General features: G+C 43.9%; 26 protein-coding genes. 18 read left to right on the top strand and 8 right to left on the bottom strand.

The window, feature by feature from the left end; all coding sequences use genetic code 11:
• Nucleotides 1-22 precede the first annotated feature (22 nt).
• Nucleotides 23-691: a hypothetical protein gene (locus tag R3D00_25135; GenBank protein MEZ4776485.1), complete on the bottom strand. Its 669-nt coding sequence runs from the start codon at nt 689-691 to the stop codon at nt 23-25.
• A 156-nt stretch (nt 692-847) separates the two neighbouring features.
• Here R3D00_25135 and R3D00_25130 point away from each other — a divergent pair, with 156 nt between their 5' ends.
• Nucleotides 848-1,084: a hypothetical protein gene (locus tag R3D00_25130; GenBank protein ID MEZ4776484.1), complete on the top strand. Its 237-nt coding sequence runs from the start codon at nt 848-850 to the stop codon at nt 1,082-1,084.
• On the top strand, nt 1,069-1,470 hold the full coding sequence (locus R3D00_25125; protein ID MEZ4776483.1) for a type II toxin-antitoxin system VapC family toxin: 402 nt from the start codon (nt 1,069-1,071) through the stop codon (nt 1,468-1,470). Before R3D00_25130 ends, R3D00_25125 begins: the two co-directional genes overlap by 16 nt.
• Here the strand turns inward: R3D00_25125 and R3D00_25120 are convergent.
• The 6 genes from R3D00_25120 to R3D00_25095 all read right to left on the bottom strand — a co-directional run bounded on the left by R3D00_25120 (nt 1,465) and on the right by R3D00_25095 (nt 6,296).
• The gene (locus R3D00_25120; protein ID MEZ4776482.1) at nt 1,465-1,722 is read right to left on the bottom strand and encodes a hypothetical protein; all 258 of its coding nucleotides are present in this window, start codon (nt 1,720-1,722) and stop codon (nt 1,465-1,467) included. The genes R3D00_25125 and R3D00_25120 overlap by 6 nt on opposite strands.
• 36 nt (nt 1,723-1,758) lie before the next feature.
• Entirely contained in the window at nt 1,759-2,403 is a 645-nt protein-coding gene (locus R3D00_25115; GenBank protein ID MEZ4776481.1) for a hypothetical protein, read from the bottom strand.
• A 14-nt stretch (nt 2,404-2,417) separates the two neighbouring features.
• Entirely contained in the window at nt 2,418-3,350 is a 933-nt protein-coding gene (locus tag R3D00_25110) for an aldehyde dehydrogenase family protein (protein MEZ4776480.1), read from the bottom strand.
• A 1-nt stretch (nt 3,351) separates the two neighbouring features.
• Entirely contained in the window at nt 3,352-4,821 is a 1,470-nt protein-coding gene (locus R3D00_25105; protein MEZ4776479.1) for an aldehyde dehydrogenase family protein, read from the bottom strand.
• A gap of 3 nt (nt 4,822-4,824) precedes the next feature.
• Nucleotides 4,825-5,730, bottom strand: coding sequence for a deoxyribose-phosphate aldolase (gene deoC, locus R3D00_25100; GenBank protein ID MEZ4776478.1), 906 nt, complete (start codon nt 5,728-5,730; stop codon nt 4,825-4,827).
• A gap of 89 nt (nt 5,731-5,819) precedes the next feature.
• The gene (locus R3D00_25095; protein ID MEZ4776477.1) at nt 5,820-6,296 is read right to left on the bottom strand and encodes an RNA-binding protein; all 477 of its coding nucleotides are present in this window, start codon (nt 6,294-6,296) and stop codon (nt 5,820-5,822) included.
• A gap of 205 nt (nt 6,297-6,501) precedes the next feature.
• Between R3D00_25095 and R3D00_25090 the strand changes: the two genes are divergently transcribed.
• The 6 genes from R3D00_25090 to R3D00_25065 all read left to right on the top strand — a co-directional run bounded on the left by R3D00_25090 (nt 6,502) and on the right by R3D00_25065 (nt 14,921).
• Entirely contained in the window at nt 6,502-7,986 is a 1,485-nt protein-coding gene (locus tag R3D00_25090) for a Do family serine endopeptidase (GenBank protein MEZ4776476.1), read from the top strand.
• Between the two features lie 312 nt (nt 7,987-8,298).
• The gene (locus tag R3D00_25085) at nt 8,299-9,045 is read left to right on the top strand and encodes a hypothetical protein (protein MEZ4776475.1); all 747 of its coding nucleotides are present in this window, start codon (nt 8,299-8,301) and stop codon (nt 9,043-9,045) included.
• Nucleotides 9,032-9,742 (top strand): hypothetical protein, encoded by a 711-nt coding sequence (locus R3D00_25080; protein ID MEZ4776474.1) that lies wholly within the window; start codon nt 9,032-9,034, stop codon nt 9,740-9,742. The genes R3D00_25085 and R3D00_25080 overlap by 14 nt, the downstream gene beginning before the upstream one ends.
• Before the next feature lie 318 nt (nt 9,743-10,060).
• The gene (locus R3D00_25075) at nt 10,061-11,704 is read left to right on the top strand and encodes a hypothetical protein (protein ID MEZ4776473.1); all 1,644 of its coding nucleotides are present in this window, start codon (nt 10,061-10,063) and stop codon (nt 11,702-11,704) included.
• Nucleotides 11,705-11,715: 11 nt separating this feature from the next.
• A complete protein-coding gene (locus R3D00_25070) occupies nt 11,716-13,362 on the top strand; it encodes a hypothetical protein (GenBank protein ID MEZ4776472.1) in 1,647 nt (548 codons plus the stop codon).
• An 11-nt stretch (nt 13,363-13,373) separates the two neighbouring features.
• Nucleotides 13,374-14,921 carry a hypothetical protein gene (locus R3D00_25065; protein MEZ4776471.1) on the top strand — a complete coding sequence of 516 codons (1,548 nt, stop codon included), beginning with the start codon at nt 13,374-13,376 and terminating at the stop codon, nt 14,919-14,921.
• An 8-nt stretch (nt 14,922-14,929) separates the two neighbouring features.
• On the opposite strand, the gene R3D00_25060 is transcribed toward R3D00_25065, so the two are convergent.
• Complete coding sequence (locus R3D00_25060; GenBank protein MEZ4776470.1) at nt 14,930-16,141, bottom strand: PmoA family protein; 1,212 nt, start codon at nt 16,139-16,141, stop codon at nt 14,930-14,932.
• Between the two features lie 286 nt (nt 16,142-16,427).
• On the opposite strand from R3D00_25060, the gene R3D00_25055 reads away from it, so the two are divergent.
• The 10 genes from R3D00_25055 to R3D00_25010 all read left to right on the top strand — a co-directional run bounded on the left by R3D00_25055 (nt 16,428) and on the right by R3D00_25010 (nt 23,493).
• Nucleotides 16,428-17,066: a TetR/AcrR family transcriptional regulator gene (locus tag R3D00_25055; protein MEZ4776469.1), complete on the top strand. Its 639-nt coding sequence runs from the start codon at nt 16,428-16,430 to the stop codon at nt 17,064-17,066.
• Nucleotides 17,067-17,123: 57 nt separating this feature from the next.
• A complete protein-coding gene (locus tag R3D00_25050) occupies nt 17,124-17,975 on the top strand; it encodes an ABC transporter ATP-binding protein (GenBank protein ID MEZ4776468.1) in 852 nt (283 codons plus the stop codon).
• Nucleotides 17,972-18,658, top strand: a complete 687-nt coding sequence (locus R3D00_25045) for a hypothetical protein (protein ID MEZ4776467.1) — start codon at nt 17,972-17,974, stop codon at nt 18,656-18,658. Before R3D00_25050 ends, R3D00_25045 begins: the two co-directional genes overlap by 4 nt.
• 20 nt (nt 18,659-18,678) lie before the next feature.
• A complete protein-coding gene (locus R3D00_25040; GenBank protein MEZ4776466.1) occupies nt 18,679-19,380 on the top strand; it encodes a hypothetical protein in 702 nt (233 codons plus the stop codon).
• A 161-nt stretch (nt 19,381-19,541) separates the two neighbouring features.
• On the top strand, nt 19,542-20,210 hold the full coding sequence (locus R3D00_25035) for a hypothetical protein (protein ID MEZ4776465.1): 669 nt from the start codon (nt 19,542-19,544) through the stop codon (nt 20,208-20,210).
• Between the two features lie 129 nt (nt 20,211-20,339).
• Nucleotides 20,340-20,555: a hypothetical protein gene (locus R3D00_25030; GenBank protein MEZ4776464.1), complete on the top strand. Its 216-nt coding sequence runs from the start codon at nt 20,340-20,342 to the stop codon at nt 20,553-20,555.
• An 8-nt stretch (nt 20,556-20,563) separates the two neighbouring features.
• On the top strand, nt 20,564-21,361 hold the full coding sequence (locus R3D00_25025; GenBank protein ID MEZ4776463.1) for a hypothetical protein: 798 nt from the start codon (nt 20,564-20,566) through the stop codon (nt 21,359-21,361).
• 96 nt (nt 21,362-21,457) lie between these two features.
• A complete protein-coding gene (locus R3D00_25020; GenBank protein ID MEZ4776462.1) occupies nt 21,458-21,739 on the top strand; it encodes a GNAT family N-acetyltransferase in 282 nt (93 codons plus the stop codon).
• A gap of 4 nt (nt 21,740-21,743) precedes the next feature.
• Nucleotides 21,744-22,538, top strand: a complete 795-nt coding sequence (locus R3D00_25015) for a glutamine amidotransferase (protein ID MEZ4776461.1) — start codon at nt 21,744-21,746, stop codon at nt 22,536-22,538.
• 7 nt (nt 22,539-22,545) lie between these two features.
• The gene (locus tag R3D00_25010) at nt 22,546-23,493 is read left to right on the top strand and encodes a D-2-hydroxyacid dehydrogenase (protein ID MEZ4776460.1); all 948 of its coding nucleotides are present in this window, start codon (nt 22,546-22,548) and stop codon (nt 23,491-23,493) included.
• Nucleotides 23,494-23,542 lie beyond the last annotated feature (49 nt).

The following is a 23,542-nucleotide window of genomic DNA, read 5'->3' as shown; positions in this document are numbered from 1 at the left end:
ATCACAAAGATACGAAATTTCCTTATATCCCAACCCATCCTTGCACCTTAGCATGGTTGGGGCCCATATCGTCGATGACGGTGTGGCTCATGTAGAGATGCCGGGCGTCGCTGATGAGGTAGGCATCGAGCTGAAGCATGACAGGAATACAGGAAACGACGGTTTTGTCGGTTTGCCGGATGTCGCCAAACGCAAAAGATTTGACAAAACCCACCTCATCACCGATGAAGGGATCGCCGGAAAGCATGAGCTTGCAGTCGTTCTGGACAAGCGTGACATCGGTCGGGTAATTGAGCCTCAGGGTATCATTTCCATAAAAATAAAACAGTGCAGAGTTCCACCGGTCGGGGATGAGCGCATAATCACCGGCGCTGGTCAGGGAGTATTCTATGGGTTGTTGAAAAGCGCCGCTCACATACATGGGAGAGGTGGGGGTAAGTGATTCACGGAGGTGGATTTGGCCGCTTTTTTCGATGACTTCAAGGATGAGGGTATCGCCGGTAAATACAAAATCTTTATTGAGCTGCTGGCAGGTGGTGGTGTAGTGGAGGAAAAGGGATTTTTGCCCTACTGCGGGTGCGGCAAAATTGACGGCGTCTTTGTTTTCTGCCGGGTCAGGTACAACCGGCGCCACTTTACAGGCAGCAAAAGTCAGAAGTGCGAACAGAGAAATAAAGGTTAGCTTGTTCATGGTTTTGGAGAATTAGGATTTTCTCCTATGACGGAAGGAAGGGGAGGAATGCTGCGTGGGGGCGCGGAGGAATCAATAGAGGCTATCAGAAGTAATTTTGGAAAACCTCGTAAATTTTGAGAAATTTAAGCTCATAGATGCTAACAAAACTTAAAGATGGAATTGAAAATAAAAATAGCATACGAGCAGGTAATTGAAATTATCAGACAATTACCGGTTAATCAGATCGCCAGGCTGCTGGTAGATGCGAAAGGTATTCTTGAAAAAGAAAAACCACATGAGGATATTTCTGCTTTTCAGCGATTTTTATTGACGGCCCCTACTATGTCCGATGAGCAGTATGAAATGTTTGTGGAAAACAGGAAAATGTTCAACCAATGGCGAAAGAAATAATTTGTCTGGATACGTCTATTCTGATTGATTTTTTCCGGAAGAAAAAGAAGGAAAATACAGTCTTTTACAAATTAACTTTAACATATCAGATCTTTGCAGTATCTGTAATAACAGAGTATGAGATTTTTTCTGGCAGTACTACTGACCAACTAGGATTTTGGGAAAGTTTTTTCTCTCAAATCTCAGTTCTTCCTTTTGATAGTGAAACGGATGCGTTTGCTGTAAAAATATTCAAACAACTCAAAGCCCGAAATAAACTAATAGATATACCTGATATATTAATAGCCGCAACTGCAGTTAAAAATAACATGAAACTAGCAACCATTAATAGAAAACATTTTGACCGGGTGGGTGATTTGGAACTCGTTGATATTACTGTTTCATAATTCCACTTCACGGCCAAACAACTCATTACCGCTTTCTCTGGCTTCCTTTAAAGAATCATTAAAATCTGACTCAGGCATATCAGACCAACTCCCTGCCAGGGCAAGAATCGCTAACAGGTTTTTTTCTTTATGTGAAATCCGACTTCTTAAGTTTTCTAAATAAGCATTCACCTGAACAAGGTATGCTTCAGGAAGCAGGCTTAAGCTTTTTAATACTGATTTATATAATTTCGCTTCCATCTTTTTTCTCACAATCCACGAATTTCATCTCTCACAAAACTTCCTGTCTTAAAGGTGCGATTTTTTATATTTTTCCACCCGCTTTATCACCTTCTCCACCCGGACTCGTTTGGCGTCTTTTTCTATTTCCCCCAACCTGCCTGAAAGCGTATCGATAAAGCGCGATTTATTGTTGGCATTGACAATGGGCAGAGCTCTTTCGGCATACATGGGCAGCTGGTTTGTCGGGCTTTTGATCAGCCGCTCGATAAGCAGGGAAAAAGCATCTGCCTCATACGTTTTCACGGCACAGAGTTTAATCAAAATTCCGACGCAGTGGTCATTGGTGATCACAGAGCCTTTGTCAGCTACGGCGATGATTTTGGGTAAGGCTTCATAAACAGCCTTTGGGCTTTCAGCTGCAATTGCATCCAGCGCTGTCATAGCGCCCCATTGCAGGCGATTGTTTTTGCTGTCGAGCAGTGTGATGAGGTCGTCTGCAAAAGGGGCAATCAGCACCGGCTTTTTCTCCCCGATTTCATACAGGACTTTGATGCAGTTGCTTTGGATAGACTTATCCTTATGGTGAAGATTTTCCACCAGTTCTTTGATCGCAGCGAGGTCTTCATTTTCTGCGATTTCCTGCGCGAGTTCCTGATTGGGAACTTCATCTTTTCTGCCCAACGAAGATGATAATCGGTCGGTTATGGACATAGCATCTGCAAATTTTACTGTCCGATGGGATGCCAGGTTGTTTTTGTCTCCTGTGTATCGCTGATAAAGTAAGGCCCCTGGGCTTCCTGTGAAAACCAGTCCGCCTGCTGCCAGGCAATTACCCGCTTGAGATTTTCTGCTGCCCGCTCGCGAATGCCGGTAAGCATCTCCCGGTTTTCATCGCAGTAAATCATGGCATTTACATCCTTATGACTGGAGAAGTGAGAAACCAGCTCTTTTTTGAATCCGGTGAGTATATTGATCACCCCTCCCGGCAGGTCGGAGGTCTGGAGTACTTCCGCAAAGGAAATCGCAGATGTAGGTGCGGCATTGGATGCAAGGACAATTACGGTATTGCCGCCCGCAACGGCGGGAATGATGGCTGAAATCAATCCCAGCAAACCGGGGGGTTCGGGTGCAAATACAGAAATCACGCCCATGGGCTCCAGCACCGAAAAGTTGAAGTGTGAAGAATCCACCGGATTCACTGCGCTGAAAATCTGCTGGTATTTGTCTGTCCAGCCTGCATAATAGACCAGTCTGTCTATGGTCGCTTCTACTTCCCTTCGTGCGTTTTCGGGTGTTTGGCCCAGCGCAACCAGTTCTGTTTCAAACTGTTGTTTTCTCCCCTCCAGCATTTCTGCCATGCGGTAGATGATCTGCCCGCGATTGTAGGCCGAGCGGGCAGCCCAGCCGGGCTGGGCATTTCGGGCACTGACTACTGCATCGCGAAAATCCTTTCGCGACGCCTGGCAAAGATTTGCCAGCAGGATACCTTCCGGGTTTTCTACTTTGTAAAAACGCCCTGACTCCGTCCGTGGAAACTTTCCGCCGATATAGAGTTTATAGGTTTTCTGCACATCGAGCCTGAGATGTTCTTTCGCAGGCTGGGTTTCTTCCTGATGCGCTGTTTCTTTGCCGTTGGCAGTGGTTTTTGTTTTTGCCATATCAGTTCAGTTTGAGGTAGGAAGATAATCCATGCAGCCCACCTTCCCTGCCAAATCCACTTTCTTTATATCCGCCAAAAGGAGCGGTTGGGTCAAATTTGTTGTACGTATTGGCCCAGATTACCCCTGCTCGCATCTGGTTGGTAAGTTTGAAAATTTTGGAGCCTTTGTCTGTCCATACGCCGGCCGAAAGGCCATAATAGGTATTATTGGCTTTTTCAATGACTTCTTCTACTGTCCGGAAAGACTGCACGGCCAGTACAGGGCCAAAAATTTCCTCCTGTACGATCCGGTGTGACTGTGAAGCATGCAAAAACAGGGTAGGGCGGCACCAGTTTCCGCCATTTTCCGGAACAGGGCAATTGCTTTGGTAAAATTCTGCGCCTTCGTTTTTGCCCAGTTCGATATAGGCTTCTATTTTTTCGAGTTGTGCGCGTGAATTGATGGCGCCGATGTCGGTATTTTTGTCCAGTGGGTCCCCGACGATGAGGGTTTCCATCCGGTCTTTCAGTTTTTGCACGACAATTTCTTCTACCGATTCCTGCACAAACAACCGCGAACCGGCGCAGCAGACGTGGCCCTGGTTGAAATAGATTCCATTGATAATTCCTTCGACTGCCTGGTCGAGGGGTGCATCTTCAAAGATGATATTGGCTGCTTTGCCGCCAAGTTCGAGGGTGATTTTTTTATCGGTAGAAGCCGTCGCACGCTGAATGATTTTGCCAACTTCTGTCGAGCCTGTGAAGGCTATTTTATCTACACCGGGATGATTGACAAGGGCTGCTCCGGTAGCGCCTGCACCTGTAACGATATTCACCACGCCGGGGGGCAGATCTGCGTCCTGGATAAGTTCGGCGAGTTTAAGCGCGGTAAGTGGGGTGGTCTCTGCCGGTTTGAGTACAACGGTATTGCCGCAGGCGAGCGCGGGTGCGAGTTTCCACGCTGCCATGAGCAGGGGAAAATTCCACGGAATAATTTGTCCGGCTACTCCCAATGCACCTGGTCTCCGGTTGGGGAATGCGTATGCTAGTTTATCAGCCCATCCTGCATAGTAGAAAAAATGTGCGGCTGCCAGCGGAATATCCACACTTTTAGACTCCCTGATGGGTTTGCCTCCATCGAGGCTTTCGATGATGGCAAATTCTCTGGCCCGTTCCTGAAGCATTCGGGCGATCCGGAAAATATATTTGCTCCGGTCTGCGGGTGCCATTCGCGACCAGTATTTATCATAGGCTTTTCGGGCCGCTTGTACGGCATGGTCTATGTCGGCAGCAGTGCCTTCGGCGATACTGGCGATGATCCTGCCGTTGGCGGGATTGAAGGTGGGGAAATAACCTCCTTCAGCAGGCGGCACAAATTTCCCTCCGATGAAGTGGTTGTACTGTGGCAGCAAGTGGATATGGTCGCTGCTTTCCGGTGCGGGCGCGTATTCCCACCGGGTATCAAAATTGAGACGGGGAGTCGAAGCCATAATTTAGTCTTTGGAGAAATAGTCGAGAGATTGATAAACGCCCGTGGATTGTTTGACGATCTGCATCAGCAGGTCGTTGGCGAGGCTGCTGGCGCCAAAGCGGAAAAAGTCTGGGGTAAGCCAGGCTTCGCCAAGGGTTTCCCGGAGTACTACCAGATACTGGAGGGCAAGTTTTGCGGTGCTGATGCCACCGGCGGGTTTCATGCCGATCATTTTGCCGGTGCGGTAATAGTAGTCGCGAATGGCTTCCAGCATTACCAGGGTAACGGGGAGGGTTGCTGCGGGCTGAACTTTGCCGGTAGAGGTTTTGATAAAATCTGCTCCGGCATCCATGGCGATATCGCTGGCCTTGCGCACATTGTCGAGGGTGCTGAGTTCACCGGTTTCGAGGATCACTTTGAGGTGTGCCGCACCGCAGGCCTCTTTGATGGCAGCGATTTCGTCGAAGACAAACTGATAGTCTCCCTGAAGGAAACGGCCACGGGAGATGACCATGTCAACCTCATCGGCTCCTTCGCCTACGGCGAAGCGGGTGTCTTCAAGTTTGACCGAAGAAGAGGCCTGCCCGCTGGGAAAAGCGGTCGCCACAGCGGCTACTTTGATCGAAGTACCCTGTAAAGCTTTTTTTGCCGTGCTTACCAGGGTCGGATAAACACAAATGGCGGCAACAGTGGGAAGGCCGGGAAATGCATCGTGGACGTGCGCAGCCTTATAGCATAACTGCCTGACTTTTCCGGGGGTATCATTTCCCGCCAGGGTAGTCAGGTCCAGCATGCTAAGAGAAAGTTTTAGCGCCTCATTTTTTGAGTCGTTTTTGATACTGCGGCTGCTCAGTCTTGCAACCCGTTCCTCCGTGCCAATCTGATCGATGGCAGGAGAATGTGGGAAATAGATCGTTTTTTCCTTCACAGAATCCTCATTTAATCATTCAAGATAAGCATATTTACCCCTATCTCAAAAGATCATTCAACGATCAGCCTTTCAGTTTGAGACCAGGGTCAATCCTCGTCGTCGTCGTCATCATCCAGATCGTCGTCGTCGTCGTCATCATCGTCATCATCCTCGTCGTCATCATCATCTTTCGATTTTGGGAATTCTTCAACGTCATCGTCGATGGCATCCTCATCGTCGTCACCGACGGGCGGAGGGGTCGCTTCTACGCCGGTGGTTTCTCCGCTGTCGTCATCTTCGTCCTCATCATCGTCATCCTGAATGATGACGGCAGGGCGATTTTTGACCTGAACATGATCCATGGAGATTTCAACTTTGAGCTTGAGCTTTCCCGCCAAATGACCATTCAGGCCCTCAATGGCATCATAAGCGTCCTGCTCCCGCCGCATCTCAATAAATGCGATACTTTCGCCGGTAATTCCTTTCAAGAACCTGATGGAGGAAACTTCTCCAAATTCTTCAAACATTTCCTCCAGCCGTAGCTTGTTGATGCTGATGTCAATGGAAGATACCCGAAGTCTCATAATACTAAATCATTAAAATGTTGGAGGACCTAAAAGTAAAATTTCGAACCGCAATAAACACAGTTTTTTGCTTTAACAAAACATTAACAAAGCCCTAACAAACTATTAAGGCAATGTCGGCGTAACCATTCTAAAACAGAAACTGTGCGAAAGTACGTTTCTGGGCCGAATTTTAAGGAATCAAATACAAATCTGAAAATCAACAATGAAAAAATTTGCAGCTATCGTGTTATCAGCCATGTTAGGAAGTGCCATCACTTTAGGTGCTTTTAAGGCTTTAGACAAAAAAGATGCGAATATATATCGCATTGAGCATACATCTGGTTCTCCCGCAATTTCTGCGAGATACGATCAATCCTCTACGGGTTCCAATGGTTTGATGGACTTTACCGCCGCCGCTGAGCAGGTTATGCCAGCCGTGGTGCACATCAAATCTACGGTTACACAATCCCGGTCTTCCCAGCCACAAATGAATATTCCTGACCCTTTCAGAGATTTTTTTGGTGACGACTTTTGGGGCAATCAAAGAGGAATGCAAAACCAACCCAGGGTAGGAACGGGTTCTGGGGTTATCATCAAAGGTTCGGGGTATATTGTTACCAACAACCACGTGATCGAAGACGCTGATGATATTGAAGTGTCCTTGTATGATAACCGTACGTTTAAGGCAGAATTGATCGGCACTGACCCTTCCACAGACATTGCGTTACTGAAAATTGATGCCGATGATCTTCCTTCTGTGCCCATGACAAATTCTGATGATGTAAAAGTCGGGCAATGGGTACTCGCTATTGGTAACCCATTCAACCTGAACTCAACCGTTACAGCAGGTATCGTCAGCGCCAAAGGACGTAACATCAATATCCTCAAAGACCAGTCGGCGATAGAGTCATTCATCCAGACCGATGCAGCGGTCAACCCCGGTAACAGCGGCGGTGCGCTCGTCAATCTCGACGGACAATTGATCGGTATCAACACAGCGATCGCCAGCCCGACAGGTTCTTATTCCGGATATTCATTTGCTGTACCTTCCAACCTCGTAGGCAAAATCATAGAAGACCTGCTCAAATACGGAACCGTTCAGCGTGGTTTCCTCGGCGTGATGATCCGCAATGTGGACGGCAACCTCGCCAAAGAGAAATCACTTGACCTCAACGATGGGGTATATGTAGACAGCCTGATGAAAAATGGATCTGCCATTGACGCGGGAATCAAACGGGGAGATGTCATCACAGCTGTAAACGGCCATACTGTAAAAACTTCTGCTGAACTTCAGGTGGCAATCGGTACACTTCGCCCGGGTGATCAGGTAAATCTGACCGTTCACAGAGACGGGAAAGTCAAAGACATCCCGGTTACGCTCAAAAACCGCGAAGGTAATACAGATGTGGTAAAGAAAGAGGAAGCGACGATCTCCTCTCTGTTGGGGGCCGAATTTCAAAATCTATCGAAAGAGGATCTGAAAAAACTGGATATAGACTCAGGCGTGAGAGTAAGCAAACTTTATCCGGGCAAACTGAGAAAATATACCGGAATAGAGGAAGGATTTGTGATCACAAAAATAGATGGAAAAAAAGTAAGTAGTGTGGAAGAAGTGGAAAAAGCGTTGGAGGGTAAAAAAGGTGGAGTGATGTTGGAAGGTGTATATGAAGGGTATCCTGGCACCCGGTACTACGCCTTCGGTTTATAGGTTGATTTTCTTTTTTCACTTGAGAGGCTGCCTCAATTTTGGGGCAGCCTCATTTTTTTGGTAGATATTTTTCAGTGATTTCAGATCGGTGGTCAGTTTTGCTGCCATCTGTTCGAGTTCTTCGAATGTCATTTCCGCCAAAATGCAAACCTTTCAAAAATAGCAATAATTTCATTTCGGGGAATTAGACTTGTTACTGGAAATTAATTACCTTTCAAAGTTTCGGGTAGGGCCAGGTGTTTGTGTCCGGCTTTGAGTTTTTAAAGATATAGCTGCCAGATATCTTTCATATAGTAGAATCAAATTAAATTTATGACAAATCGCATTTTACTGCAAGTTTTCTGTCTATTTTGGTTATCTCCTTTTGGAAATGTATTCTCCCAGAATACGCAAATAGAAGAGAGAGGAAAAACATTAGGGATAATAATTGGGCGCGGATATGAAGATGGTTGGATAAATTTATCAAAGCTGCCTACTATTGGTATTGCTTATACCCATCCCATCCATAAAAGGATTGCTCTCAGGGGCCAGGTATCCTCTTTCTATCGCTCAATGCCGGATTCATATCTGTATGATGATGCAAATGGGAGGATTATGGCAAATATTATTGTTCGGGATAGTAAAAGTCCGTTCCTTGACGATATACAAAGAGATAGAATAACGTCTATTGGTTTAAAGGATCTTGACCCGAGCTACACGGTTAAAACACTAAGTGTACCGTGGGATTTTGGCGTACTCTTTTACCCTCTTATGTTCAAAAGACATGCTTTGGGATTATTTGTCGGTGGCAGTCTAACCTATGAATCACATAATTGGATGAGGGATTATTATCCTGCAGATATAACTTTGGATGATGGGAGTGTCTATGAGGGTACTTTTGTTGCATTGAATACAGAATTCAATAGTTTGACCCCTGGTGATTGTATAAAAATTGAATACTCTTACAATTTTAATAAGTTTTTAGCAACATTCGGAGTTAGTGAGAACAACCTTCTGTTGAGCCATCGTAGTTCCATCATTTTTTACAATATTTCAATTGGAATCCATGCAAAAATTTAAACTTTTTTTAATCTCTTTAAGCCTGATCGCTATCTCACCGATATCAACAGTAGCCCAAAAGGTGGGGATTGGTGGCACAATGGGGGTACGTTCAGATTTTAATGTAAAAGCGAAAGGATTTGCACAGTCGATTTATATATATAATCGATTTACAGATAAGTTCTCTATTAAATGTGGATTAGGGCACGCTATGTCTGAATCACAATCTGCTATTTATCAAAGTGGATCAAGTAATACACTGATCCGAAACAAAAATCAACCAGTTCCGATAGAAGATACTGGTTTTTTTGGCTGGGATAATAGCGCATTTCCAAACATTGACATCTCCGACAAAGGAAATCGCTATGATGACCTGTTTGTCTATTTGGCATTAAATTATAAAATAATTCAAAAACATAGGCATTTTGGACAAATTGGAGCAGGCACTAGCCTTCATAGAAGGGATCATTCGGAGCAGATCGGTTCGATCATAGCAGCTGAGGCTCATTTTCCTATTGGTATTGGTAATGTTAATGACTTAGAAATTCCTGTTTTTGCCTATAATACCTTTTTAGATTATTCTATAATTGCAGAAGGCACTTATGGATTTATTTTAACAGAAAGCCTGGATATTTTGCTTGAGTCAAATCTCTTTTTTTATCCTAAATCAAAAACAATGTCCCTAAATATTGGATTGGGATTTAATATTGATTTTTAAGGTTGTTTACTCAGTCGGATTCGCGGTTGATTCTCTTTTTCGGAATTATCAACTTATTGGGATAAACCACCAAGGACATCAGGAAGCCACGAGGGCCACAAAGCGCAGTTTCCTTGTGCCCTTTGTGAGGCCTTTCTGAGTCTGCCTATGCAGATGGTTTCTGCTTCGCTTCGGAAAGATTACTTTCTCCCAATCACTTTACAATTCCGCTCTTTTTTCACTAGAAGGCTGTCCCTGCATGTGGGTAGCCTCATTTTTTTGGTAGATTATTTTTGAAAAGAAAAATGCAGGTATTATTTTTTGCCAAAATCCAGAAATATGAAAAAATATCTGCTTTTTATTGCGATTGTCGCGGGGGGATGGCATTTTTCCTCTGCGCAGGGCTTTGGCCTGGGGCCCAGATACAAGGAAAACATTAAAGGCATAATTACCTCACCTGAGATTTTAGGCTCTGATGAAAGCGGTTATTATGTGTACCAGAATGTTTTTTATTATGGTTCTTATTTGGACAGAAACAAAACCGAAAACTATATCTACCCCAGAAAATCAGTTCCTTTCAGAAAATTTGGAAAGGATCTCAGGCTGGAAGCTAAAGCCAAAATCCAGTTTGGAACCCCAAACCGGCCCGAAAGAGCGATGGGGGGGCTTATGCTGAAAGACAGGATATTTTTGTTTTCTGTATTCAATGACCGAACGGAAGGCAGGTCGGAATTGTTTGTGCGTGAGATGAACAAACAGGCGCTGACCATTCCCGTTAAGGGAAAAAGCCTGGGCAAGGTTTCCTTTGAAAGTTCTTTTTTTAAAGGGTTTATGCAGTATTTTTTTGTTACCTCTGCAGATACTTCCCGGATACTTGTAGTGGGACAACTTCCTCAAAAGAAGGGATTGCCGGAGAAATTTGTGGTAAAAGTACTTTCCGATGATATGACTTTGCTCTGGTCAAAAGAAGTTGTGTTGCCCTATCAGGAAGAACTTTTCTCCGTTTCGAGTTTTTCAGTAGATAATAGCGGTAAGGTTTATATTCTGGGGAAAAACTATTTTGAGAAAAAGGACGAATCGGTAGGGCGGAAACCCAATTACAACTTTAAAATCCTTATCCTCGAATCTGACAAGCAAACCCCATCAGAGCTGACGATTGATCTGGAAGACAAATTCCTGATTGATGTTAATATTGAGCCAATGGAGAATGGGCAGATTGTTTGTGCAGGAGCTTTTTCCGAAAAAATAAACGCGACCAAAGTGAAAGGTATATATTATCTGGCGGTTGATCCTGAAAGTAATAAAATAATAAAGGAGAGTTATACCGACCTGCGTTTGTCAATGTTTGGAGACGATGACGACCTGGATGATGAAGATAAACCCCAAAAACCGAGGGATAAGAGGGCTTTTTACAATTATGTTTTCAGAAAAATGATCCCGCTGAGCGACGGAAGAACTCTATTAGTTGCGGAAGAACAATACGAATTTTACAACTCAACCACCACCACTACCAGCACCAAGGCTCCAAATGCGGGAGTTGTGACTTCTACAACCACTCAACACTACATTGATTTTTATCGACATAATATTATTGTAGTTGTTATCGGCACTGACGGCTCAATCGAAAAAGCCTCGATGATCCGAAAATGGCAGCATTCCATCAATGAATTCATTTCTCTTTCCTATGGAATATTCCGGGATAATTCCAATTTGTATTTTGTATTTAACGATCATATAAAAAACCTTGATGCGGAATCCGATAATAAAATAAGACCTTTTGGAAGTTCGGTTCGGGCCAAAAAATATATTCTGGAACTTGTAACCCTCGATTCCAAAGGAGAAATCTTCCGAAGCCAACTCACGACACTTAAAGAAGCCCGGTCAGTCGCGATTCCGACATCTACCTATCAGGTTTCTCCGCATGAGGCAGTTTTGTTTTTTCAATTCAATAAAAAACGCCGTCTTGGCCGTATCTCTTTTTAATATTTTTTACAATGAAAAAATATCTGCTTTTTATTGCGATTGTCGCGGGGGGATGGCATTTTTCCTCTGCGCAGGGTTTTGGCCTGGGCCCCAAATACAATGAAACGATTTATGGCATAGCTACCTATCCTGAGGTTATCGGTGCTGATGAAACAGGTTATTATGTGTATCAGTCTCCTTATCGCCTGGGTAACTTTTCGGAAATAACTAAATATGAAGGAGCCGCTTATGCTAGAAAATCTGTTCCTTTCAGAAAATTTGGAAAGGACCTCAAACTGGAAAAAAAAGCCGAAATCGGACTTGGAACCAAAAGCAGGCCCGAAAGAGCGATGGGGGCGCTAATGCTAAATAGTAGGATATTTTTGTTTTCTGTATTCAATGAACGAACGGAAGGCAGGTCTGAATTGTTTGTTCGTGAGATGAATAAAAAGACACTGGCCGTTCCCACTAAAGGAAAAAGCCTGGGCAAGGTTTCCTTTGAAAGTTCTAATTTCAAGGGGTTTATGTGGTATTATTTTGTCAACTCTGCAGATACTTCCCGGATACTTGTTGTGGGACAACTTCCTCAGAAAAAAGGATTGCCGGAGAAATTTGTTTTAAAAGTACTTTCCGATGATATGAGCTTGCTCTGGTCAAAAGAAGTTGTGTTGCCCTATCAGGAAGAACTTTTCTCCGTTTTGAGCTTTTCCGTAGATAATAGCGGTAAGGTTTATATTCTGGGGAAAAACTATTTTGAGAAAAAGGACGAATCGGTAGGTCGGAAACCCAATTACAACTTTAAAATCCTTATCCTCGAATCTGACAAGCAAACCCCATCAGAGCTGACGATTGATCTGGAAGACAAATTCCTGATTGATGTTAATATTGAGCCAATGGAGAATGGGCAGATTGTTTGTGCAGGAGCATATTCCGAAAAAGTAGATGCGACTAAAGTAAGAGGTATTTATTATCTGGCAGTTGATCCGGTGAGTAATAAAATAATGAAAGAGAGTTATTCTGACCTTCGGAAGTCATTGTTTGGAGGCGATGACGATTTGAATGAAGAAGATACCCCTCAAAAACCGAGAGAAAAAAGGATATTTTACGACTATGTTTTCAGGAGAATGATCCCACTGAGCGACGGAAGAACGGTATTGGTTGCAGAAGAACAATTTAGAATTGATCGTCAAACCACTAAAACTACCACTTCTGCGGGTCCAAATGGGGGCTATGTAAGTTCGTCAACCAGGGAAACAATCCCTGTTTTTTACCGGAATAATATTATTGTCATTTTCATCTCTCCTGAAGGTACTATTGAGAATGCTGAAATGATCCGCAAAAGGCAGGCCATCAATTATGATTTCTATTTTCTTTCGTATGGAATATTCTGGAATAATTCTAATCTATATTTTGTATTTAACGATCATATAGATAATCTCACTGCAGGATCTCGTGATAGGATACAAGTATTTGGAGACAGAGAACCCAAAAAACGTATTCTGGCGCTCGTAACCCTGAATTCCCAGGGAGAAACCTTCCGAAGTGAGCTTATTAACCTGGGGGATGCCCAGTCAATTTCGCTTTCAACTACTACCTATCAGGTTTCCCAGCATGAGGCAGTTGTATTTTTTCAAGACAGAAGAAAAAACAACCGCCGTCTTGGACAGATTTCTTTTTAATATTTTTTGTCATGAAAAAGTACCTGCTTTTTATTGCGATTGTCGCGGGGGGATGGCGTTTACTACCCGCTCAGTTGCCTGATCTGGAAATGGGGCCGGTTTTTAAAGTAAGTGAAAGCTATCGCATGAAGAACCCCGTTATTGTGGGTAACAATGAAATGGGGTATTTGCTTTATCCATGGAGTTTGCCTGAGAATGTTTATACCTACAGAAGTAATTACCCCTCCACAGGGTTTATACTTCAGTACGTATCTCCTGATCTGGAATTTATTGAAAGTAAAAGAGTTATCATCGGTATCAGAAAAGATCAGGAGGATTTTATTGATTGCTGGATAATCGACGGAAAATTTGTGTTTCTCTCATATAAAGATAACCGAAAAGAGAAACGACACGAACTCCATTTAAGAGAAGTAATCACAAACCCGCTGAGCATACCCGAAGAAGGAACGAAAATCTGGGATTGTAGTTATGTTCACCGCCCGGAGTTTGAAAATATTAGATTTGGAATTACCAGTTCTCCTGATGGTTCGAAAATACTGATCTATAACACTCCTCTAAGGAGGCTGCGACAGCCCATTATCCGGTTATCTGTCCTTGCCACGGATTTTGAGGACCAATGGGAGGCTGAAATAACTTTGCCTGTACATTCCAATAAATGGGAACTGGCAGATGTGGGAATCAGAGAGGATGGAAATGTAGTCATTGGCGGAAAAACTGATTCAGGATCAGTACAGGATTCGATCAGGGGTAACCTCAGGTACTATACCGTGAATCCACTTAATGAAAAACCTGAAGAAAAGAACTTTGAACTGAAAGAAAAGTGGTCTGATATTCTCCTGACAGATCTTTCCCACGAGGATTCTATTTTTCGTATAGGCTACTGGAAATTAGGGGCGTTTAAAAAGATCAAAGGCTACGTGTATCACTCTTTTGACCCAAAAACCGGAAAAATTGTATCAGAGAAATATCATCCCCTTTCAACTAACTTATTTACGCTGAGTGGCCTGCCGGAAGATACAGGCGAAAATAACCTTTGGGAAGGACCTTTGTTTCCAAATGATTTTACAAAATCGCCGCATGGTGTTTTCTTCGGCGAACTGAACGAAAACATGTATCAGGGCGAAGATAAAATTGCTGCATCTGAGGGTATTGTGCTAGAGATTTCCCCGGAGGGCGAACTAAGCAGAACTGCCTTTATTCCCAAACCACGTAAAAAGTTCTTTTACAGAGGCGGCAGGCTATCCTATGGATTTTTGGAGAACACCAGGGAGATATTTCTTTTGATTTCAGCGCACCCGGAAAACCCGGGTTTGAATTCCAGCTATTCACCCGAAAAATCATTTAATAGCACAAGTTTAAAAAAAATGGCGGTCAGACTTGTATGTCTGGGAGAGCCAGGTGAAGGCTATACCAGCAAAATTATTTATTCATCGGTTGAAGACGGATTTTTCACAGACCCATCACAAGTCTATCAGACCGTTTATTCCGAAGAATATTCCGAGGGAATAATGATATTCAAAAACGGTGATTATTACCGCCTCGGCCGCCTCACCTTCTGAAAACCTTCTCACTTAACCACAACTGTTACTTCCCTTTTAAAGGCAACCATCAGGCTCTCCAACAACTCTCTATCCGGCACTCCTGAGAAGGTGACAACTCTATACCTGGAGGAGTAGGGTTCACCTTTCCGGATGTAAAATCCCTCTTCCACCATGGGGGTAAAACAAAAGTAGGGCATGTCGGGGTGGAGGCGCACAAACTGCGGAAAACGGAAGTTGTCCTTATGATCCAGCACAGCGAAACCCTCGGTTTTGCCGTCGATCGTACCCGACATGGCCACCCAGTCGGGGCGGGTGTGGTTGCCATCTGCCCGCGTTTTGCCCTCGCTGGTCAGAAAGTTTGCGGTAAATCCTTCGCCCGCGACGGGGTTCCATTGCTCCGAACCGCGAAAACCCATGCCGCCGTAGTGGTATTTTGCCACGTTCAGCGGACTGTCGGTTACACACTCCTGGTGCGAGGTGATATCCCATATAAAATAATCGCTGAGGGCATAGACGGTTATATCCCAGGTTTCAGTCAGGATCACCGTTGTGTCTCCTTCGACAATACCCAGATGTTCCTGTTGGGTCTTAAACTGCCCGTAAACAGGGCCTGAGGTATGTTCTCCCACTCCGCTGTTTCGCACGGTTCCCTCTCCGTGTTGCTGGTTCCAGAAATCGGTTTTGTGCCCCTGCCAGAAGGCATTGACCCAGGCAAAAAATACCGCATGCTGGTGGGTATGGCCTTTGGGGAAGTCATCGCTCAGTACGGCTCCATCGGGTCCATACATGGGGTGGATAAACCCGCTGCGCTGATAATAGGCAGGAAGGGTGTCAGCAGGAAAAATAGTGGATATCTGATAACTCAATACAGGCTTGTCAGAATAAGAAACCGTAATTTTATCATCGCTGGTATTAATTTCCACTTCTGCGAATGTTTCTCCCTCTCTCAAAGGTCGCAAATGATAATTCGCTTCTGTTCCTGCCTTAAGGGTTGTTTCGGGAATAAAAACTGCACGTCCGTCCAGCCGCTGCGCGGGGACTTTTACTCCGGATTGGGCATTTTCCAGCACAAGGTATTCCCAGGCAGCAAACTGCGCAGGGATGTCAAAAAATAGAGGAGAGGGCACAAGGTCTTTTTCGCCAGCTTTTACTACGATTTCAGCCGAAGGGCCCGACTGGCAGGAGATCAGGATGAACAGGGCGCAAAATAGGAACAGGGGGGAAGTTGATTTTTTCATCGGAAGAGCTTTTCTCCAAAAAAACAAAAATCCTGGAATCTCTGTCTTATTATTTTTGGGAATGATACCCTCTGCGCAACTTTGCGATTCCTTTGCGGGACTCTGCGTCAAAAAACAGAGAGAGGATCTCCGATCACAGATTCTTCCGTTCACGCTGAGGTCGCTAAGAAGTGTTTTGCGTCTTCTGTGTGAATCCTTTGCTTAATAAGTTTATAATTCCGTAAAATTTTATATATTTGCGACCAGGTAGTCGCTTTTTATTATGCCACTTTCAACTTTTTTCAACTTGCCTGAAGATCGCCGGGAGGAAATTCTGCAAATATGTTTTGAAGAATTTGCTTTGCGCGACTATCAGGGCGCTTCGGTGTCCAATATCGTACGTCGCCTCAATCTTTCCAAAGGAGGATTCTACCGCTATTTTAAAGATAAAAAAGACCTGTACCTCCATCTTCTGGATCATGGTATGCAAATGCGCATGAAACAGGTGCAAAATCTGTTTGCCCAAAGTGAAGATTTTCAGGAGTTGCTGAATGAAAATTTCTACCAGCGAATTCTTTTTGATCTGAACAATCCCGTCGTGGGGCAATTTCTCTACAATGTAAATCTGGAAGGGTATAGTGAAGACCTTGGTGATTCGATGATCGAGGTAAAGGGACGTATTCTGGAAATCATCAGGCAAATGGTAAAATCATTTCAGGGAAAAGGCAAAATCCGTGCGGATGTCTCCGAAGAGGTGATTGCTTTTATTGTTTTTCAGGTTCAACTGGGAGTATATGACTTCCTGCTGACCAAACACGGCATTCACCCTCATAAAAAAATCATCAACGAAAATCCTACGGCTTTGGTTCCTGAAAAAGAAATTATGGATACGGTCAGGGCCTTCACCGAAATTCTTGTCCATGGCCTGAAACCTGCGACTGGGTAGTCGCGTATATTTTTTGACCATCGTGCGACTGGTCAGTCGCTTTTAATCATCTTCGCTATGATTTCTGTAAATAATCTTCAATTTACCTACCGTGGCAATAAAGCGCCTACTGTCAAAAACATAAGTTTTGACTTAAAAAAAGGGGAAATCCTGGGGTTTCTGGGCCCAAGTGGTGCAGGGAAAAGCACGGTTCAGAAAATTTTGATACGCCTGCTGAGTGGCTACTCTGGAGAAATCTCCATTCTCGACAAGCCGCTCCCTTCGTGGGATCACACATTTTACGAGCATATTGGCGTGGGTTTCGAATTGCCCAACCATTATCTCAAACTTACCGCCCGGGAAAATCTGGCTTTTTTTGCCTCTTTTTATAAACGCAAAACTGCCGATCCGATGGAATTGCTGGCAATGGTCGGACTTGATCCTGATGCTGATAAAAGAGTGGAGGAATATTCCAAAGGCATGAAGATGCGGCTGAATTTTATCCGCGCCCTCCTTCACAATCCTGAAGTTTTATTTTTTGACGAACCCACTTCCGGCCTCGATCCCTACAATGCCCGGATCATGAAAGATATCATTATTCAGCAAAAAGTATTGGGGAAAACCATATTCCTGACCACACATAATATGCAAGATGCAAATGAACTATGCGACAGGGTGGCATTTATTTCTGATGGGGAAATTCGCACAATCGATACCCCGCGCCAGCTCAGGATGGATTACGGACAAAAAATGGTCACAGTAGAATACCGAAATGGAAGTCTGCAAAAAGAAGATTTTCCACTGGAAAACCTTGCGCTAAATGCAGGTTTTCAGCAGATATTACAAAAACATCCGCTGGAATCCATTCACTCACAAGAGGCTTCACTTGAGGATATTTTTATTCAGGTAACGGGAAAAAGACTAATATGAAAATGCTCCTTAATACCATCGGATGGGAACTGAGACTTCAGATTCGGTACCATATTGTGACAATTACAGCACTGGTTACAATTAGTTATGCCGCGATTTTTTATTTTTTACCCATGAAGGGCTATGAAAAAATATTAATTACGTTGATATTTTCTGATCCTGCTATGCTGGGGTTTATGTTTATCGGTGTATTGGTCTTATTTGAAAAAGGTGCAAACACCATTCAGGCCCTGGTCATAACTCCCTTAAAACCATCTGTTTATATCTGGGCAAAAGCCTTTTCTCTAACCCTGATTTCTATTCCCGCAGGATTTATTATGGCTATTATTGCCCATGGCTGGGACTTTAATTATTTGTACTTGTTACTGGGAATTATTTATTCTTCCTTTCTAGCTTTATTAATCGGGTATATAGGCGTGTCGCGTGTCCGCACACTGAATCAGTATTTAATGATCCTGCCATTTTTTCTTACACCGCTAATACTTCCTTTGTTAAATTTTTTCCACCTGACAGACAGCTGGTTACTTTATTTTATTCCCACTCAGGCTGCTTTAAATTTATTCGAAGCAGCTTTTACCGGATTCTCCCAAACCGGAGATATTTTATATGCTGTGTTTTATCCTGTTCCGTGGATATGGATATTATTTATTCAGGCGAAAAAGGCATTTATTAAATACAACTGATCTTCAGTAAATAAAATGATATGAATTACTTCCTCATACTTGTCCGCAATGATATCCGGAATATTTTCCGGGACAAGGTGCTGATTATTTTCTGCTTTTTGCCGGTAATTATGGCGGTTCTTATGCGGTTTGGCTTCCCATTGACAGTCAATTATTTCCCGCTCATAAAAGACTACCGGTTGTATGTCCTGGCTATACTTTGTCTGGTGAGTGTTACCGGGCCGGCATTTTTAAGTTCGATGATTATGCTGGATGAAAAGGATGAAAACCTGTTTACAGTACTTCGGGTAATGCCGGTTTCGTCAGGAACATTTATTTTATTCCGGCTGTTGTTTATCACTCTTTTAGGGTTTTTCGCCTCGTGGGTTACGATTGTATTTTCTGAAACTGCCGGAGTTAATTTTTTTAATGCTGTTTTATTGTCTTTACAAACGGGTTTGACGGCTCCTTTGATTACACTTCTCTGTATTACTTTGGCGAGAAATAAAGTAGAAGGTGTTACTTTTTTAAAAGGGCTGAATTTCCTGTCTATGCTTCCGCTGGTATTTATTTTTGCCGTTCCGGACTGGGAGTATGCCGGAGGAATCATTCCCTTTTACTGGGTATATAAGGCTTTTGGGAGTATCGAAATTTTCACAAAAATGATAGTTTACTCGGGTATAGGAGTTTCCGTGAACCTGCTTTTTATCAGTTGGTTGTATAAAAAATTCCAGTCGATCTGATTACAGGGAGGGAAATATTTTCCACTTATTTGGCAACTACTTTTACATGATTATATTTAATTCTTTCTATTTTTATTATTTGTTGTAATTTTATAGCTAATTAGACAGCTCATGCAAGACATAATACTTTTTTAGAAAAGTATTTTAATCAATCAGTAAAAGTGAAAGCAAAAAAAATTAACAAGTGGGTACGGGAAATAAAAACCCTGAATAAGAAGCTGGCAAAAATTGAACGTATCCTTGAAGAACAATTAAGCAAATCTCAGCCAGTTGAGGTAGTGGAATCCACAGAAACCGTTGCTATGGCCGAAATCCCTGCACCTGAAGTGGTCGTTCCTGAGCCCAAAAAACGCGGTTCCCGCACGGTGAAGACAACTAAGACCGCTAAAACGCCTGCTGCGAAAACGACAACTCCCACTAAACGCCGTGGTCGCCCTGCTCAGGTGAAAAGTGAAGCTGTAACGGTGGTCGAAACTCCCGCAAATGAAGTTGTGTCAGAGGCACCCGTTAAACGCCGCGGTCGTCCCGCTGCATTGAAAAAAGCAACAGAAACCGTAGCAGATACACCTGCGGCAGAAGTTGTGGCAGAGGCACCCGTTAAACGCCGCGGTCGTCCCGTCGGATGGAAGAAGCCCGTTGATACAACTGCCAAAACTCCCGTAAAAAAAGTTTCTATTGATGCGCCGGTAAAACGCCGTGGTCGCCCTGCCGGATGGAAGAAACCTGTGTCAAATACAGAAGTGCCTCTTGTCGAGAGCTCCGCTGAAAAAGTACAGACACAATCCAAACGCTCTTCCGGCTGGAAAAGAACTCCGAAGAATCAGGCATGATATTCCTCAATGGATACCTGATTCACTTAAGTTTTATAAAAAATTATTAATCAGAGGTGGACGGTAAAAAGTTATCGTTCACCTTTTTTTTCAATACGCATACTCCTGAAACGCTCACATCTCTTTATTATGAAAAGTAAAAAAGCTGCAAAGAAAAAAGAAAAAGAAGTTGAAGCTCTCCGGAAATCCAGTATCACTGCTCTGCTCAGGAAAATAAAAAAAGAGCAGGAAAAAAAAGCCGATAAAAAGAAAGAGAAAACCAAAATTAAAGAATTGGTACTGGATGACATGATTCAATCGATGAAGCTGAGAATAGAGAAGCTTGAGAAGGTCTTGAATAAATAGGTTTCCCTATGGATTTTTCAGCATGGACCGTACTCCCTCATACCATTGACCGGGGAAATGAATATTTTCGCCAGGGAAGAGTGCAGAAGCTTGAGCGATTTGGAAATGTATTTTCTGCTCAGGTTACAGGTGGGAAAATCTATCAGGTAGTGATTGATCTCCGGATCGAAAAACCATCATTTTCCTGCAACTGTTTGTACGATGTTGCCGGGCCTTGTAAACATGTGTTTGCAGTTTCGAATGCAATACATGCAAAACAATTTATTGCCGAATATCCGGAGTTGTCCTACAGCCAGGCGGCAATTCTGGATCTGGTGAATATCAATGCTGTCCGCGACAGGGTAAAAGATTCGCTGATAAAAGACAATTGCAATCAGGCAGACTGGCTTGCCGAAATAAGCGGTTGGTTAGCGGAAGATAATATCCGCAATGCCATCCGCTATTTGCTCGGGATTTATGAAGCAACCGGTAATACGAGCGCGAGTAAAACGATCCTTCCGGAAGGATTTATTTTGTGCATGGACCGCATACAAGCTGCCATTTCCCCCCGGAAATTGTCAGTAAAAAATGCCAGAGAAATCATGGACATCATTTTTATAAGATGGGATAAATACGAACAGTTGTATGACTATATCCAACCCGGAAAAAGTTTCCGTTACGATTTTGAATTACTCCAGCCGCTGATGGTCAAGCTGACCTTTGATAAGGTGATGGTACATTTTCTTGAAATGAAGTTTTCCGGTTATGGAGTAGACCTGACAAAGCTAATATTGCTAAAAAATCAGATGCAAAAATTTGTCATTTGATAAAGTAGGCGAGATTTTTGGAAAACATGAGGAATGATAGCATTTTGATTGAATGTTCTGTTTATCACTCTACAAACTCGCTAAGTCAGTCAGTCTATGGAAATTCAACATCAGCAATCTGGCAGTAAGGGGACATTTTTTATCAGCAGAAATAATGAAATCCTGGCAGAAATGACGTATTCCCGTGCCGGTGAAAAATTAGTAATTATCGATCATACAGAAGTCTCTGATGAGCTCCGGGGGCAAGGTGCGGGCAAGGAGCTGGTTTACACTTTGGTTGAATGGGCGAGGGCAAACGATATCAAGGTAATGCCCCTGTGTCCATTTGCAAACTCCGTTTTTAGGCGTGATCTTACCATTCAGGACGTATTAACATAATTGTATGGCAGCAAAACACCGAATTTGGCATGTGGGTAACTGGTGTATCCACGTCGGCCAGACTTATATCGAATCTCCATTTGAAGCCCCCAGTAAGGATGTCGAAATCCTCAACTATGCAGCGCCATTTGTGGAAGCACTCCGCTCGATTCCCGATGCAGAAGTGATTTCCCAGCCTTCATGGGAGCTCTACCGCATGTCGCCCGAATCTTTTGAAAAACGCCTGAACTGGGCGACAGCCATTATCTTTGGCGATGTAGAAACCAAATGCCTGATGCTTCACCCCGATTTTTTTACCCGTGCAAAATGGGGAGATGAACCGGTGACTTTCCCCGACCGTTTTGATATTCTTAGGGATTGGGTAAACAATGGCGGCCATTTTCATATGAATGGCGGCTGGTTGAGTTTTGGCGGTGAACTGGGAAAAGGTGGCTGGGGGAGAAGTCGTTTTCAGGATGTATTGCCTGTCAAATGTCTTCAGCACGATGATCTCATTGAATCAACGGCGGGTTATAAAGTGCGTGCCAATACCAATCATCCTATGGCTAAAGGTATAGATTGGGACACGATCCCACCGCTGCTGGGCTTTAATGAAACTTCAGTAAGGCCCAAAGCCGAAGCCGTGGTCGAAATTGAAAGCATGGGAAAATGGTATCCGCTGTTTGCCGTACATGACTATGGAAAAGGCAAAGTAAGCTGCTTTACCAGTGGCGCGAGTCCGCACTGGGGAATAAATTTCATGAAGTGGAATCTCTACGAACAGTTCTGGCAGCAGGTATTTGATAGCCCCTCCAAATAAAATACCCGTGGAAATATTTATCTACCAGTCAGTCGATGCTTCTGTCAGGAATTTTCTGGAAAATCATTTCCCGGAAAACAGACTGGTATATGGCGACGATTTACCGCCGGAAGCGCGCGAAACTGCGTTTATGAAAGCAGAGGCAGTTTTTGGAAATGTTCCGGCTGCCTGGCTCAACCGCACCCAAAACCTGAAATATATCCAACTGGCTTCTGTAGGTGTAAACCAGTATATCGGGCTGGATTGGGAAAAGCTGGGCGAAAAAATTACCCTTACCAACCTGGCCGGATTTTTCGGAATTTCCGTATCAGAAACAGCGCTTGGAGGAATATTGGCCATTTACCGCCGTATCGACCATCTGGCAAGACTTCAGGTCAGCCATACCTGGCGTGGAAAAGAAGAGCGGGAACTTGTGCGCACACTCTGGCAAAAAAAAGTGGTGATACTCGGCCCCGGGGCAATCGGCACCCACCTGAAAAAACTGTTGCTGGCGTTTGAATGTGAAGTGATCATGTACGGGCGGAGAAAGGAAAACTCAGACATCACAACGGTTGCCGAACTGGACGCTATTTTGCCGGGGGCAGACATTCTGGTTGCCGTTTTACCTGAAACAGAAGCGACCGTAAACTTTTTGGACAGACAAAGACTGTCTTTGTTATCTCCGGAATCGGTGCTGGTAAGCATTGGCCGCGGCTCTGTGCTGGACGAATCAGCCCTGGCCGAAATGTTGCACAACGAACAGTTGCTGGGCGCTGTGGTGGATGTGACGGTTCAGGAACCGATGCCTGAAGATCATATATTCTGGTCTTGCCCGCGCATACTGTTGACGCAACATACCTCCGGTGGATTTGAGTCAGAGGTGGCGGCTTTTGCAAGATTATTTTCAGAAAATCTCAAGCGGTATCTGAGTGGAAATCCATTGGTCAATGTTGTGGATTGGAAAAAAGGATATTGAAAGGCAATTATTCAATATTTTTTCCTTACTTAAAGCTGCTATTATCTAC

Source organism: Bacteroidia bacterium (assembly GCA_041391665.1).
Classification (GTDB): Bacteria; Bacteroidota; Bacteroidia; order J057; family J057; genus JAGQVA01.
Note: the sequence above shows the minus strand (reverse complement) of the source record. Positions and strands in the feature narration are given on the sequence as shown.

Coding starts and splice junctions, on each gene's coding strand:
- R3D00_25135 (MEZ4776485.1), bottom strand. CDS start 691: ATGAACAAGCTAACCTTTATTTCTCTGTTCGCACTTCTGACTTTTGCT.
- R3D00_25130 (MEZ4776484.1), top strand. CDS start 848: ATGGAATTGAAAATAAAAATAGCATACGAGCAGGTAATTGAAATTATC.
- R3D00_25125 (MEZ4776483.1), top strand. CDS start 1,069: ATGGCGAAAGAAATAATTTGTCTGGATACGTCTATTCTGATTGATTTT.
- R3D00_25115 (MEZ4776481.1), bottom strand. CDS start 2,403: ATGTCCATAACCGACCGATTATCATCTTCGTTGGGCAGAAAAGATGAA.
- R3D00_25110 (MEZ4776480.1), bottom strand. CDS start 3,350: ATGGCAAAAACAAAAACCACTGCCAACGGCAAAGAAACAGCGCATCAG.
- R3D00_25105 (MEZ4776479.1), bottom strand. CDS start 4,821: ATGGCTTCGACTCCCCGTCTCAATTTTGATACCCGGTGGGAATACGCG.
- R3D00_25095 (MEZ4776477.1), bottom strand. CDS start 6,296: ATGAGACTTCGGGTATCTTCCATTGACATCAGCATCAACAAGCTACGG.
- R3D00_25090 (MEZ4776476.1), top strand. CDS start 6,502: ATGAAAAAATTTGCAGCTATCGTGTTATCAGCCATGTTAGGAAGTGCC.
- R3D00_25085 (MEZ4776475.1), top strand. CDS start 8,299: ATGACAAATCGCATTTTACTGCAAGTTTTCTGTCTATTTTGGTTATCT.
- R3D00_25080 (MEZ4776474.1), top strand. CDS start 9,032: ATGCAAAAATTTAAACTTTTTTTAATCTCTTTAAGCCTGATCGCTATC.
- R3D00_25075 (MEZ4776473.1), top strand. CDS start 10,061: ATGAAAAAATATCTGCTTTTTATTGCGATTGTCGCGGGGGGATGGCAT.
- R3D00_25070 (MEZ4776472.1), top strand. CDS start 11,716: ATGAAAAAATATCTGCTTTTTATTGCGATTGTCGCGGGGGGATGGCAT.
- R3D00_25065 (MEZ4776471.1), top strand. CDS start 13,374: ATGAAAAAGTACCTGCTTTTTATTGCGATTGTCGCGGGGGGATGGCGT.
- R3D00_25060 (MEZ4776470.1), bottom strand. CDS start 16,141: ATGAAAAAATCAACTTCCCCCCTGTTCCTATTTTGCGCCCTGTTCATC.
- R3D00_25050 (MEZ4776468.1), top strand. CDS start 17,124: ATGATTTCTGTAAATAATCTTCAATTTACCTACCGTGGCAATAAAGCG.
- R3D00_25045 (MEZ4776467.1), top strand. CDS start 17,972: ATGAAAATGCTCCTTAATACCATCGGATGGGAACTGAGACTTCAGATT.
- R3D00_25040 (MEZ4776466.1), top strand. CDS start 18,679: ATGAATTACTTCCTCATACTTGTCCGCAATGATATCCGGAATATTTTC.
- R3D00_25030 (MEZ4776464.1), top strand. CDS start 20,340: ATGAAAAGTAAAAAAGCTGCAAAGAAAAAAGAAAAAGAAGTTGAAGCT.
- R3D00_25025 (MEZ4776463.1), top strand. CDS start 20,564: ATGGATTTTTCAGCATGGACCGTACTCCCTCATACCATTGACCGGGGA.
- R3D00_25020 (MEZ4776462.1), top strand. CDS start 21,458: ATGGAAATTCAACATCAGCAATCTGGCAGTAAGGGGACATTTTTTATC.
- R3D00_25015 (MEZ4776461.1), top strand. CDS start 21,744: ATGGCAGCAAAACACCGAATTTGGCATGTGGGTAACTGGTGTATCCAC.